Source organism: Haloarcula amylovorans (assembly GCF_004681185.1).
GTDB classification, from domain to species: domain Archaea; phylum Halobacteriota; class Halobacteria; order Halobacteriales; family Haloarculaceae; genus Haloarcula; species Haloarcula amylovorans.
The window spans coordinates 252,749-265,434 of the sequence record NZ_SRIF01000004.1 but is presented as its reverse complement, the minus strand read 5'-3'; the positions used below and the strand labels follow the sequence as shown (position 1 = coordinate 265,434).

The following is a 12,686-nucleotide window of genomic DNA, read 5'->3' as shown; positions in this document are numbered from 1 at the left end:
ACTCGCTGTTTGGGAACGAATGGGCCCGGAAGCGATTCCGCCGGCGGTGGCTCTCGCTTCCACTGGGTGACGGCTGTGCATCACCTGCACAGATGTCAGTGACTGCCGGATGATCATAATGTGGACACAGCGTCACCCACCGTCGGTGCACCACTAGTTAGCTTCCTAACATTTGGGCGCTTATCAGCTCCTGCCGGAAGGCAACTGAACCACTATGGCACAAGCACACAAACTCGACTGCGAATCGGCAGCAGCTGATTGCCGGTTCATCATCCAGTCAGAGAACGAAGCTGAAGCGATCGAACTGGCTAGGAACCACATGAAAGAGGTGCACGGGAAAGAGTACACGGACGACGAACTTCGGACGGACCACCTGCAGGTCGTGTAACGATGGCGACTGACCAGCAGGTCACCCACGGCGTGGATCTTGAGACATTCGAAGAATTCGCCGAATTCGCGGCCGAAAGCCCTGACGAGGTGCAACTTGGGCTCGGTGCCCGGTCCACCTACGAAGGGACGTGCGCGCACAGCCTCGCAAAGGTAGACAGCTACGAACTCGGCGGCGAGACAATCGCACGCGAAACCCGAGAGTACACGATTCCCTACGGAGCGTGGAAAGAAGTCTTGGACGCAGGCGGCTGGGTCGGCGGGACCGACCGGCTAGAACCAATCGAGGCCGCACTCTCCGCGCTGGCTTCATGCATCAACGTCGGCATCACCATCAATGCCGTCGCTACCGGCGTCGACATTGAGTATCTCCAGACCCGCGTTCGCACTGAGTTCGATCCAAGAGTCCTCTTCAGTCTCAAGGATCTCGACGAGGCCGACGCTGTCTTCGAGAACCTGACCGCTGAAGTCGAGATCGAGAGCCCCGACCTCGATAAAGACCAGATCGACGAGTGGGCGCGACGTGCGCCAGTGTATACGCTCGTCTCGCTCGCTCAAGACGTCCAGCTCACGGTGACCACCTCGGCCGAGGTGGCGGCCGACGACTGACGAGGTGACGACGAATGCCAGAGTCACTCGACGTTGACCGCCTCGAACGGGCCGTCAAAAGCGTCTATCGAGACGTCGCGGAGGCACCGACCGAGGAGTATCACTTCGAGATGGGCCGTTCCCTAGCGAAACGGCTCGGCTACCCGGTAAGCGATCTCGACACGATCCCCGAAGAAGCACTGGAGTCCTTCGCCGGCGTCGGATACCATTTCGATTTCGCCGCCCTCGAAGAGGGGGATGACGTCCTCGACCTGGGGAGTGGGTCCGGAACGGATGTGTTCGTCGCGGCGGTACACGTCGGCGACACCGGGAGCGTGACTGGTCTCGACATGACCAACGAACAGCTCGCGAAGGCGCGACAGCTGCGCGACGAAGCAGTAATAGAGAACGTCTCCTTCGAACGGGGCTACATCGAAGACGTCCCTTTCGACGACGGAACGTTCGACGTCGTCCTCTCGAACGGGGTCATCAACCTCTCACCCGATAAACAGCAGGTGTTTACGGAGGCGAATCGCATTCTCACCGCTGGGGGGCGGCTCGCCGTCTCGGACATTATCAGCGAGAAACTGATTCCCGAGAGTATCAAGAACAACGAGGATCTCTGGGCGGCCTGTATTGGTGGGGCCGAACAGATTGACCGCTACACGGCGCTCATCGAAGAAACCGGATTCGAGGTGGGTGATGTCCGGGACAACACACAGTATGAGTTCCGCTCGGAGCAGGCGGCGAGTGCCTGCCAGAAGTACGGCGTGAAGAGCATCTCGCTTGGCGCCCACAGGTGATCACTATGGCAACCGAACAATCTATCGCAGACGAACGGCAAGAACAGCCCGAACTCGGGTCGCAACTTCGGAACGGCTCCCTGTTGATGGCGCTCGCCGGAATCGCGTTTATCGGCTACGGAATCGTGTTCCTCGTGTTGAACTTCGTAGGGAGCGGCTTCGAACTCGGGGTCAGTACGCTCGATGGAATGACGAAGGCCGATTTGAATCCGACAGTGGCGTACTACATCAGTCACCTGCACGTCGCCACTGCCGCATTCATTATCTCAACAGGAATTGCCGTCACCACCCTGTCGTGGTATGGTGTGCGCCAGCGACTTCGATGGGCGTGGGCGACTGCGGTCGCCGCCGCTGTCGTCGGTCTCGCACTCGCGTTACCAATGCACTACACGGCAGATGCGTTCACCCACGATTGGGTGACCCATCTCGGCCCGATCTACCTGGCGACGATCGTCTTCATCGGTGGCGTTGTAATAGCGTATCGCGGCTTGAGTGCAACGTGACGGTGGACGCTCCAATCATGGATGATCGTACAATCCACATTATTTTGCACAACGAAGCCGGCCTTGAGATCACCCTATTTGAGTCCCTGTTCCGCGTCGGTATCTATCTGCTCGCCTTCGGTAGTATCGCTAGTGTTGTTTTCTGGGGGATTGATGTAGCCCGCTCCATCCACTCCGAAGTTGTAAACACGTGGGGCGACGAACAGAACACGAGTCATCCCGCGGCGTCGCCAGTCAGCGAGACGGTCCAGGAGTCAGCCTCAGCGTCCAGGATGTCGTTCTGGTGACAGACGAAGTGCTCCTCGATTGGTGTCAGCCAGTTCGCGCACGTTCCTCTCCCCCTGTGCCGAAGACTGTGTACTTGTCAGCGATGTCGCGCGTCGGCTTCACGCCGTTGCCTCGCTCCTTCAGTATCGCCGCTATCTCTCCCTGACGTCCCGCCCTTGGCCTGTTTATGTCCATAGGTACCACTCGACGCACGGGGGAAGTGGCTATTCCCCGCCTTCACCTCAACGACCTGCTCCTGCGTGGCCAATGAGGTTGACCGACGATCCCGAGTACGACCTCTCCGGGCGTGCCATCGTCACGAACCCACGCCGATCGTACGGGTCGCGGGAGCGTTCGCGGGAGGGCGTCGGTTACGCCCCGACCAGCCAACCCCGATTCCGTCGATGGTGGTCTCTGATCGACGCCATTGCACTCGCAGGCCGATATCTGACATCCCTGGGATGTAAATACACTCACACTATGCGAGATGAAAGCGGCGAGTATCGATTGTCGTCGGACCAAGAGACAATCAGTGACTGGGCCGAGGAGCACGATGCCGTCCCGGTCCGTCACCGAGGAGCGGACGAGGAGTCCGGACGGATCCGCATCGTCTCGCGTGACCAACTGTCGGACGACCATGAGAAGATGACCTGGGACGAGTTCCACAGCGGCATCGAGGAGCGGGATTCGGTCGTCGTTTATCGCGGCACAGGCCATGACGAGCCGTTCGAGGTGACCGAACGCAGCGCGGCGATCCAGGAGTCCTCGCTCGAGGACGAGGCCGTCGAGGAGGCGCTGCTCGAGGGCGAGACCGTTACGACAGAGGTCACCGAGACGACCGTCGTCGAGCGGACGGTCGTCGAGGAGGCCGAGATCCAGAGCGAGGTGATCGACCGGGAACTCGTCGAGGAGAACGTCGTTGGCGCCGAGCTCCGCTCGCGGGAGTTCGACTGCGACGTGACCGGTTTGGACTCGCACGACGATGACTTCGGCTCGACCGAGACCGACGCCAGCACCGCGGATACAGAGAGCCACTTCGACACCGCTCGGTTCGAATCTGGCTATCAGTGGGACGAGCCCGTCGGGGTCGAGGTCGACGTTGAGGAGGAGTGGCTGCTCACGAAGGAAGTAACCGAACGACTGACGATCGAGAGCGAAGTCGTCGGGATGGACATCACGGAGTCGGAGACGGTCGAGGAGGACGCCGTCGAGCAAGAGATCGACGTCGAGGGCGTCCAGCAGAACGTCCTCGACAGTGGTATCGTCGATGTCGATGTCAGTACGATGGAACTCATCGAGAGCGGGTCGATCGAGAGCGAGTACGACGAGGACGACGTCGTCCACACCTATCTGTTCGAGCGCGAGACGATCGAGGAGGGGGTCACCATCGAGAAGCACTATGCCGGCGATGTCACGGGTGAGACGACGGACGCCTCGACGGGCCGGAGCGAGGTCGTCGAGAGCCGTATCATCGGCGGAGACGAGGTCGAGTTCGAGATGGCTACCGTCGTTGACACGGAGACCGGCGTCGAGACGGACCTCGAATCGGAGGAGGATACCGATATGACCGCCGAGACGGAGACATCCACCCGCGAGACGACGACCGGCACGGACGCGGATGTCGGTGGAGCCGGAGCAGCCACCACGACGCCGAGCGACGACGACGAGGGCAAGACGGTCTACGACGCCTCCGGGGACAAGGTCGGCATGGTCGTCGACGTAGAGGGCGACACCCTCTACGTCGACCCCGACTCCTCAATCACAGACAAGTTCAAGTCGGCGCTTGGCTGGGACGTGGAGGAGGACGACGCCCAGCCGATCCCTGCGACCCGTATTGCCCGGATTACGGATCGACAGATCGAGCTGGTCGACGAGATGAGCGAAGTCCGGTAGACACATCCCCGGCCCCACCCCGATCCCCGGCCTGTAATCCTTGTCCTCGATCCAGTCAGTGACGACGTCGAGTTGTTGGGTCGCGACGACGATAACGACCGCCAGCACGAGAACTGCGCCGATGGCGACGCGCATCTGTGCTTTGTTGAACTGGCTGAACACGTAGAGATACCGAGCGGCATCCCGACGACGAGTCCGCCGACAGGAACGATTCATTTGCGCCAGTCGAACGCGTCCCGGACGCTCCACCAGACGCGAGCGTTGCTCACGACCGCCGTTGCCGTGAGGATGATCGAGGCGCTCGAGGGCGACCGGAACAGCGGCATCAGACCCATCGACGCTTGTGCGAAGCCGAATCCGGCGATCCCGTGAATGACAGACGCGACCAGAATGACGACCGTAGACAATCCCGTCGTCACCAGTTACTCGTCATCGGTACCGCCTCCACGATCAAGTCAGCGTTCGCATCTTTGCAGACGATAGTATGCCTTCCTCACTTAGCTTAATTGTCCCTAAGAACCGCAAGGAGACGTCACCGATCACATTTCAAAATCACACTTCGACTGCGTCACGAGTTTCTGTTTCCAACTCGGGGATAGTACTTCTCGGCCGTCGTGTCCAATCTTCTGCGACACAGTGTTCGTAGAGGGTCTTGTGCGGTATTTCGAATAGTAACCACAATTCATGAACAGGAGGAGGACGTATCTGCACCCGCGCTACGATGAACGGGAACGAGAAGTCCCTCGGTGAGTGGAAGTCCCTCGGTGGCGATCCTGCCAGCGACGGCGCGGGCGACCCAGACGTCGTCTTCGCGCACGTCAGCGACCTCCACGGGCAGCTCACGCCACGCTACCAGGTATACTACGATAACCCGACGTCGAAACCGAACTTCGAGTTCGGAGACGACGACCGCGTCATCAAGCGCGGTGGCGGGGTTCCCCTGCTCGCGGCCAAACTGGACGAACTCCGCGCAAACTACGAGGTCTGTACGCTGATGAGCGGGGACACGTTCCATGGCTCCGCCGTGACGACCTACACGAACGGGCGGGCGATGCTCGACCCCATCAACGAGTACATCGACCCCGATGTCTACGTCCCCGGAAACTGGGATTACTCGAACGAGGCCGCCGAGGGCGGTAAATTCGCGGAATTGATGGACGAACTCGACGCCCCCGTCCTCGCGAACAATCTCTACGACTGGGAGACCGACGACCAACTGTACGACGCCTACGAACTCCTCAACGTCGGGGGAGTTTCGGTCGGCGTCGTCGGGATGACAAACGTCTACGTCGACCGGATGGCGCCCGCGTTCTACGAGGAGAAATACCGCTTCGGCAAACACCCCGCGCTGCTCGAAGAGTCAGCGCATGCCGCCCGTAAAGACGGCGCGGATATCGTGGTCGCCGTCACCGAGATCGGCCTCCCGTGGATGGTCCAGGCCGCCAAGGACTGCCCGAGCGTCGACGTGATGTTCAGCGCGCACACCCACGAGTACACCTACGACCCTATCGTCGTCGAGGAGACCGAGACGGTGGTCGTCGAGTCGGGGATGGGCGAGGCACTCGGCCGTGTCGACCTCCGCGTGCGCGACGGTGACGTGCAGTTCCGACACCACCTCTACTGTCTCACCGAGGACGGCGAGCACACGCCGGAACCGGACACCGATGCACAGGAGACGGTCGCGGCCGTTCGCGAGCCGTTCTTTGCGGACGACCCCGGGTTCGAGCGGGGAGCCGGAACGCTCAACCGTCCCCTCGATACGATCGTCGGGGAGACGGAAACGCCGCTCTACCGACAGTCGTTCCTCGAAAGCGCCTGGAACACGCTGTTCAACGACGCACTGCAGGCGCACTTCGACACCGACCTCGCCGTCTCACACGGGTTCCGGTACGGGACCGCCATCCCGCCCGGCGAGATCACGCTCGGCCAGCTGTACACGTTCTTTCCGATGGCGACGCCCATCGCTCGCGGCGTCGCCTACGGCCAGCAACTCATGAGCCACATGGAGGAGTTCCTCGAGGACAACTTCACCCCGTATCCCTACGACCAAGAGGACGGGCGCGTCCGGAACTTCTCCTCGAACGTCGAGGTGACCGTCGACCCGACGGCCAAGCGTGGGCGTCGCCTCGTCGAGATGCGAATCGACGGCGAGCCGGTCGACCCCGAGGAGACGTACTCGGTGGCGACGTTCCGCCGGCCCGGCGACCCCGAACGCGACCTCGGCAACTGCGGGTTCCCGTTCCAGGACATCCAGGTGGACGGCGAGACGATTCCGGTCGACGTCATTGTCGAGTACCTCGATGAGCGCTCGCCAGTCGACTACGAGGTGATGGGACTGGTCGAGACGGCCGACGACGGCGGCCGCGCGCAGAACACGCCCGCCGACGGGCCGTATCCGTTCATCCAACCGGGCATCGACTACGCGGGCGGTGAGGCCTACTGCGAGACAGCGATGATTCCTCGTGGGACCTCCTTCCCTGAAGAAGGGCGTAATCGAAAGCGCTAGGCAACGAACGACGACAGAGTCAACGACTCAACAGTAGACACGGGCAGAATACCGGTGAGAGATAATGGTCAAGAACATCACTGCGGAACAACTCGCAGACAAGATCGATGCCGACGAACAGTTCACGCTCATCGACACGCGCCCCGAAGACAGCTTCGAGGCCTGGCACGTGCGTGACGCAGAGAACGTCCCCTACGACCCTGACAAGGGGTTGAGCGAGGAGCAACTGAACCAGGTGAACGCGCTGGTTGACGGCCGACCGGTCGTCGCCATCTGTGGCAAGGGGCTGACGTCGACGCCATTCGCATTTGAACTGAATGAGCACGGGTATGACGACGCCGAGGTTGTCACCGGCGGAATGGAAGAGTGGAGCAAACTCTACGAGGTCATCCCCATCGAGACGACCAGTGGCGACCTCGTTGTTCGGCAGGTCCAGCGACGAGCGAAGGGCTGTCTTGGCTACATCGTCGGCTCGAAAGCGGCGGAAGAGGCCGTCGTGGTCGATGCGACCAGACAGACAGACCAGTTCAAAGTTGCTGCCCAGGACGCTGGGCTCTCGATAACGCGCGTGTTCGATACACACGTTCACGCGGATCACATCTCTGGGAGTCCAACACTCGCAAAGGAGGTCGGCGTGCCCTACCACCTTGGCGATAAGGCTAGTGAACGCGGTGTCGAGTACGAATACGAACCGTTGTCAGATGGAGACGTCATCGAAGTTGGCGACGTCGAGATCGAGGCGCTCCACACACCGGGTCACACCTCTGAGATGATGAACTACCTCGTCGACGGCGAACTCCTGTTGACGGGCGATACGCTGTTCGTCGACTCCGTTGGACGGACGGAACTCCAGTTCGGTGAGGATGACGCCTCGCGTGGCGCGGAACTGCTGTGCGACTCGCTCCACGAGACGATCCTTGATCTCCCGGACGACACGACGGTTCTGCCGGGGCACCTCACCGTCACGAGCGACGGGCGCTACGAGAACGGCTCACCGGGCCAGCCCCTCGCGGCCCGGCTCGGCGACTTGCGTGAGGAACTCGACCTTCTCGGGCTCGACCGCGACGCGTTCGTCGAACGGCTGACCGAGAACGCCCCGGAGAAGCCCCCAAACTACGAGACAGTTATTGCCATCAACACCGGCAAAGAGACCGTCGACGACGAGGGTGAAGCGACGGAACTCGAACTGGGGCCTAACAACTGTGCCGCCTAACGGACAGCGGCCGCTCTCCCGTCGCAGACTCCTCCAGCTGACGGGGGCGTCCACTCTCGCAGCTCTCGCGGGCTGTGCCGGTCAGCTATCGGGCACCGATGGTGACGAGGGGCGTGAGGTGACGCCACGCTCGACAGTCACGTCCAACCCAGACAAATCCCGCAGTCTCACCGCGGGGCCCGGGACGATTCAACCAGCGCCCGATACGTCGACGACGAATTGGATGTACGAGGGTCAATTCCCGGGACCGGAGCTACGCGTTCAGGAGGGCGACGTGCTCAGCGTCGAACTGACCAACGATCTCCAAGAGGAGACGACGATTCACTGGCACGGGATTCCCGTCCCGAATCCGGTCGATGGCGTTCCGAACGTAACTCAAGACCCGATTGCGCCCGGCGATACGTTCACGTACACGTTTCGTGCCGAACCTGCCGGGACGTATTTCTATCACAGTCACGTTGGGCTCCAACTCGATCGAGGATTGCTCGGTCCACTGATCGTCGAAGAGCGTGAGCCACACGTCGAGTACGACCGCGAGTACGTCGTCGTGCTCGACGATTACCTCCCCGGAGATCCTCGACCTCCCTCAGACGGGGGGCGAGGAGGCAGTGGGAGGGGCGGTGGAATGGGTGGCGGCGGTATGATGGGTGACGTTCGGCCGCCGTACGAGGGGCTCCTTATCAACGGTCGCCTGCCCGAAAATCCACCGACGTTCGACGTAACAGAGGGCGAGCGAGTTCGCTTCCGGTTCGTGAACGCCGCCAGCGCGACGGTCTTTGGCGTCCGGATTGCCGGTCATGAAATGACGGTAACCCATACTGATGGTCAGCCGGTCAACCCTGTCGACGTCGACTCGTTCGTCTTCGGAGCCGGCGAGCGGTACGACGCCGTGGTCGAAGCGGAGAATCCGGGGAGATGGTTCATTCAGGCGGACGCACTCGACGGGAACGAACCATCAGCTAGAGCCGTCGTTGAGTACGAGTCTGCAGGCGGTTCAGGCGCCCCACAGTCTCCATCGTCCCCCAGTAACCGACTGCAGTACGGAGACCTGCGAGCGATTTCTTCTCTCGACGGTGTGAGTGGGAGCCCTGACCGGACGTTCGATTTGACACTGTCCCGCGGTGGCGGCCAATCGTATACGTGGACGATAGACGGGCAGGCCTATCCGGACGCCGATCCGCTCCAGATTCGACCGGGCGAGCACGTTCGCATTCGGATGACCAACCAGAGTCCCGTCGTCCACCCAATGCACCTCCACGGCCACTTTTTCCGGGTCGGAAACGCTATCAAAGACACGGTCATGGTCCCAGGACATCGGGGACGGGTGACGCTGGACTTCCACGCAGACAATCCCGGCCGGTGGCTGTTCCACTGCCACAACCTGTATCACCTCGACGCGGGCATGGCACGCGTCGTGAAATATGTCGAATGACCCAGTTGAACCCCTGTCCAAGATTGTCGGTTCACTTTCGCGTCCTCGTGGCAAATGATGGTCACGCGCCTGTGCGGTCCTACTCTTTTTCAGCCCCTGGCCACTGACGTGCGTCCTTCTGGACTATTCCGTGCATAGTCCGCCGTCGCTCGTCCAGTTCTTCAAGCATGTCGTCGAACTCTTCTTTCGGGACTGTTGGAATGCCTGCCTCTTGGAGAACATCGAGATCAGGCGCCGGTGGCTGCGTGTCGGATGGGGACGCAAATGTATTGACTGTGTCGAGGTAGCTCTGGACGCTCGACCGCGCGCTCTCGATGATCGAGTCGGCGGGTCTGTGCTTCTCAGGCGTCGCTCGCTGCCAGAGAATCAGGGCGTCGTCGAGACTGGCAACGCTCAGCACGGCGGCGGCCGCGCAGTCGTCGGTGTAGAAGTAGTGTAGGATTGGGTAGGCCTTGTGGTTAGCCGTCAGCTCGTTCAGCGCCGTGGTGATACTGTTGAGTGGGAGAGCGACGTCATCGAACCCGTCACCGTTCCAGGTGGTGGTGACAATCGCTTCACCGTCCGTTCCGAGGCCGCTCACGTCCCGCGCAAACGTACGTTTCTGCGTGACTGCGTCGAGAACGGAGAGGACGTAGGTGATGCTCAGAGTCACCAGCAGCATTCCACTGGCAGTCATCAGCGCTGTCAGCACCTGCCAGAGGCCATCTCGGGGGGCAAAGTCACCGTTGCCCAGCGTGAACAACGAGTAACCCACGAAATAGAAGCGTTCGGCCCAGGAGATGGGCCCCGAGACAATGGTGTCTTTCAGGGCGTTGTCGGCACTCGCGAAGACGAACATCCACCCGCTCCAGAGAAGGGCGATCCACATTCCAAGTCCGAGGGCTAGGACCAGTGGTCCGGTCAGCGTCCGAACGCGGGGACTATAATTTCCCAAGCGATGTAGCGGCTTCCAAGTCCACGACATCAGGCGTCCAGTGAGGGGTCCCGAGCCGCCTTCGATCCAGAGTGTCGTCCACAAGAGGTCAACCACGGCTATGACGAGCAGACCAACGCCTACTCCGAAGTAGAGATCATTCATTCGTCGATTATTCCTCCTAAAACCGGGTTACACTGTAACGGAACCTGGAGTGTATTCATTGTCGATGGTAGTGACGGCTGCGTTGTCTTTTCAAGGTACATCACTCGGCGGCTTGGGCCTATCCTTGGGCCTCGTTACATGGCCTAGTTGGAGATAGCCACTTTCTGCACTTATGGTTAATATTCCAAAGCATAGCGTATCACTGATGGCGGCCCTCACCGGTTCTACCAGTTCGAGGCGAACCAATCCATCTCCACAGCGAATTCGAGCCGGATGAACGATTCCTTTCAAGAGAAACGATTAGAACGCCCTATAAACAGTCTCGGACGTTCTCCTGCGCGGATTCACACCCATCGTGATAACTTCCGAGCAGTCCTACGAGTAACCGAGGAGAACAACAATGACCAACTTCACCATCGGCCGCTGGCTGCTCGTGGCCCTCGCGATTATCGGACTCGCGTTTGTCGCGCCCGTGGTCAGCGCACACGGCAGCGACACGACCGCTGACGACGCGCCCACGAACAATGCCACCGCAGATGAATGGGCCACTTGGATGGAGGCGCAGATGACCGAACACATGGGCCCTGGTAGCGTCGAGTGGATGGAGTCACACATGGGTGTGACCGTCGACGAGATGGCCCAGGACATGGCTGATGACGACTACGACCGCGGGATGTACGGGCAGGGCCACTGCTGAGGGCCCCTGGCCGTACCGAACGCATCGAACGATCCAACTACTCACCCACCACCACACGTCAATGACCCCATTCACCACTAACCTCGGACGCACTGCTCGTCGACTCGCGATACTCGCTGTCCCGCTGCTGGTCGCGACGACTGGAACAGCTGCTGCACACGGTGGCGGGAGCTACGGCGGGGGTATGATGGGCGGCGGCTGGGGGCTCTTCGGTGGGACGATGGGCCTCTGGGGGCTCCTCTGGATGGGGGTGCTGCTCACTATCCCGCTCTACCTCATCTTCACGTTTGGAAGGCGTCGAGAAGATGAAACCGACGGACGGCCGCTGTCGGCCCTCAGAGGGCGCTACGCGCGCGGTGAGATCTCGGACGACGAGTTCGAACGGCGGTGCGAGCAACTGGAACGGTCCGGGTGACGCTTCGGGAATCCGTTCCAGCACGTGAGCCCCACTGCCTTCACCGCTTCGGAACCCCACTATTAAGTCTGCCAATACCGTACTATATTGCATGACGTACACAATACAAGAGCCAGTGTCCGGTGACTTCGACCAAGTAGTCGAGACGACGATCGACGCGCTCAAAGACGAAGGATTCGGCGTCCTCTGTGACATCGACGTGCAGGCGACGCTCAAAGAGAAACTCGGCGAAGAATTTCGACAGTACCGCATCCTCGGCGCGTGCAACCCGGGGCTAGCACACGAAGGCCTGAACGAGGAAATCGAACTCGGCGCGCTCCTCCCGTGTAACGTCATCGTCTACGAAACCGACGACAGTGAGGTCATGGTGAGCGCAGTCGACCCGCAACAGCTCGTCGGTCTCGCTGACAACGAGGCGCTCGACTCGATCGCGACCGAGGTCCACGAGCGGTTCGAGCGCGTCCTCACCAGCGTTGCCGAGGAACTCGAATCCCAAGCGGAGGAGTAGCTGACGACGTCCTCGTCGAACTAACTCAACACGAGGGTGAGTGGACGGCGACGCCCGTCAGGGCGTTCGCCGCCCGCCACCACGCGACCGGTTGTTCACTCAGAGAAACACAAGCAATTCTCTCGCTTCTGGGTGTAGAACGCTCGTATCAAGCAATCTTTCAATAGATTTGTCGATTATCTGACAGCGTTGGCGACCCGCCGACGGCGACGCCGAGGCGGGCCGCCGTCGACGAGACCGCTGTCAAAGTCAATGGCGAGCAGTCTTGGTTGTATGCTGCAATCGACACTGAGACAAAATTGCTTCTCGATGTCGCCGTGTTGGCCGTCGTGGCACCGATCCAGCAGCGGCATTTCTGCATGGAATGGCCGAGAAACACGATCTCTCCGAAGCTGA

General features: G+C 60.8%; 14 protein-coding genes and 1 pseudogene. 14 read left to right on the top strand and 1 reads right to left on the bottom strand.

Translation table 11 applies throughout. The features are described 5' to 3' along the window. Window positions 1-214: 214 nt before the first annotated feature. From E4S61_RS17190 to E4S61_RS17145, 10 genes are all read left to right on the top strand, one after another. The gene (locus E4S61_RS17190) at window positions 215-388 is read left to right on the top strand and encodes a DUF1059 domain-containing protein (protein ID WP_135305178.1); all 174 of its coding nucleotides are present in this window, start codon (window positions 215-217) and stop codon (window positions 386-388) included. Between the two features lie 2 nt (window positions 389-390). Then, window positions 391-996, top strand: coding sequence for an OsmC family protein (locus E4S61_RS17185; RefSeq protein ID WP_135305177.1), 606 nt, complete (start codon window positions 391-393; stop codon window positions 994-996). Window positions 997-1,010: 14 nt separating this feature from the next. After that, window positions 1,011-1,778, top strand: a complete 768-nt coding sequence (locus E4S61_RS17180; protein ID WP_135305176.1) for a methyltransferase domain-containing protein — start codon at window positions 1,011-1,013, stop codon at window positions 1,776-1,778. Window positions 1,779-1,783: 5 nt separating this feature from the next. Further along, on the top strand, window positions 1,784-2,281 hold the full coding sequence (locus E4S61_RS17175) for a hypothetical protein (protein WP_135305175.1): 498 nt from the start codon (window positions 1,784-1,786) through the stop codon (window positions 2,279-2,281). Between the two features lie 17 nt (window positions 2,282-2,298). Continuing rightward, on the top strand, window positions 2,299-2,568 hold the full coding sequence (locus E4S61_RS25535) for a hypothetical protein (RefSeq protein WP_167768549.1): 270 nt from the start codon (window positions 2,299-2,301) through the stop codon (window positions 2,566-2,568). A gap of 460 nt (window positions 2,569-3,028) precedes the next feature. Then, window positions 3,029-4,441 carry a hypothetical protein gene (locus E4S61_RS25530; protein ID WP_167768548.1) on the top strand — a complete coding sequence of 471 codons (1,413 nt, stop codon included), beginning with the start codon at window positions 3,029-3,031 and terminating at the stop codon, window positions 4,439-4,441. A 75-nt stretch (window positions 4,442-4,516) separates the two neighbouring features. After that, window positions 4,517-4,813, top strand: a complete 297-nt coding sequence (locus E4S61_RS25950; RefSeq protein WP_209309536.1) for a hypothetical protein — start codon at window positions 4,517-4,519, stop codon at window positions 4,811-4,813. Window positions 4,814-5,162: 349 nt separating this feature from the next. Further along, the gene (locus E4S61_RS17155; protein WP_135305174.1) at window positions 5,163-6,947 is read left to right on the top strand and encodes a 5'-nucleotidase C-terminal domain-containing protein; all 1,785 of its coding nucleotides are present in this window, start codon (window positions 5,163-5,165) and stop codon (window positions 6,945-6,947) included. A gap of 64 nt (window positions 6,948-7,011) precedes the next feature. Beyond that, a complete protein-coding gene (locus E4S61_RS17150) occupies window positions 7,012-8,160 on the top strand; it encodes an MBL fold metallo-hydrolase (RefSeq protein ID WP_135305173.1) in 1,149 nt (382 codons plus the stop codon). Between the two features lie 118 nt (window positions 8,161-8,278). Beyond that, entirely contained in the window at window positions 8,279-9,592 is a 1,314-nt protein-coding gene (locus tag E4S61_RS17145; RefSeq protein WP_394346459.1) for a multicopper oxidase family protein, read from the top strand. A 79-nt stretch (window positions 9,593-9,671) separates the two neighbouring features. Here the strand turns inward: E4S61_RS17145 and E4S61_RS17140 are convergent, their stop codons facing one another. After that, complete coding sequence (locus E4S61_RS17140) at window positions 9,672-10,670, bottom strand: potassium channel family protein (RefSeq protein WP_135305171.1); 999 nt, start codon at window positions 10,668-10,670, stop codon at window positions 9,672-9,674. 400 nt (window positions 10,671-11,070) lie between these two features. On the opposite strand from E4S61_RS17140, the gene E4S61_RS17135 reads away from it, so the two are divergent. From E4S61_RS17135 to E4S61_RS17120, 4 genes and pseudogenes are all read left to right on the top strand, one after another. Further along, window positions 11,071-11,367, top strand: coding sequence for a hypothetical protein (locus E4S61_RS17135; RefSeq protein ID WP_135305170.1), 297 nt, complete (start codon window positions 11,071-11,073; stop codon window positions 11,365-11,367). A 61-nt stretch (window positions 11,368-11,428) separates the two neighbouring features. Beyond that, on the top strand, window positions 11,429-11,782 hold the full coding sequence (locus tag E4S61_RS17130; protein WP_135305169.1) for an SHOCT domain-containing protein: 354 nt from the start codon (window positions 11,429-11,431) through the stop codon (window positions 11,780-11,782). A gap of 91 nt (window positions 11,783-11,873) precedes the next feature. Further along, complete coding sequence (locus tag E4S61_RS17125) at window positions 11,874-12,290, top strand: DUF302 domain-containing protein (protein ID WP_135305168.1); 417 nt, start codon at window positions 11,874-11,876, stop codon at window positions 12,288-12,290. Continuing rightward, window positions 12,272-12,686, top strand: a pseudogene (locus tag E4S61_RS17120) (DDE-type integrase/transposase/recombinase); the annotation flags it as partial. The gene E4S61_RS17125 and the pseudogene E4S61_RS17120, both read left to right, overlap by 19 nt.

Coding starts and splice junctions, on each gene's coding strand:
- E4S61_RS17130 (WP_135305169.1), top strand. CDS start 11,429: ATGACCCCATTCACCACTAACCTCGGACGCACTGCTCGTCGACTCGCG.
- E4S61_RS17125 (WP_135305168.1), top strand. CDS start 11,874: ATGACGTACACAATACAAGAGCCAGTGTCCGGTGACTTCGACCAAGTA.
- E4S61_RS17135 (WP_135305170.1), top strand. CDS start 11,071: ATGACCAACTTCACCATCGGCCGCTGGCTGCTCGTGGCCCTCGCGATT.
- E4S61_RS17190 (WP_135305178.1), top strand. CDS start 215: ATGGCACAAGCACACAAACTCGACTGCGAATCGGCAGCAGCTGATTGC.
- E4S61_RS17180 (WP_135305176.1), top strand. CDS start 1,011: ATGCCAGAGTCACTCGACGTTGACCGCCTCGAACGGGCCGTCAAAAGC.
- E4S61_RS17150 (WP_135305173.1), top strand. CDS start 7,012: ATGGTCAAGAACATCACTGCGGAACAACTCGCAGACAAGATCGATGCC.
- E4S61_RS17140 (WP_135305171.1), bottom strand. CDS start 10,670: ATGAATGATCTCTACTTCGGAGTAGGCGTTGGTCTGCTCGTCATAGCC.
- E4S61_RS17175 (WP_135305175.1), top strand. CDS start 1,784: ATGGCAACCGAACAATCTATCGCAGACGAACGGCAAGAACAGCCCGAA.
- E4S61_RS25530 (WP_167768548.1), top strand. CDS start 3,029: ATGCGAGATGAAAGCGGCGAGTATCGATTGTCGTCGGACCAAGAGACA.
- E4S61_RS17155 (WP_135305174.1), top strand. CDS start 5,163: ATGAACGGGAACGAGAAGTCCCTCGGTGAGTGGAAGTCCCTCGGTGGC.
- E4S61_RS17185 (WP_135305177.1), top strand. CDS start 391: ATGGCGACTGACCAGCAGGTCACCCACGGCGTGGATCTTGAGACATTC.
- E4S61_RS25535 (WP_167768549.1), top strand. CDS start 2,299: ATGGATGATCGTACAATCCACATTATTTTGCACAACGAAGCCGGCCTT.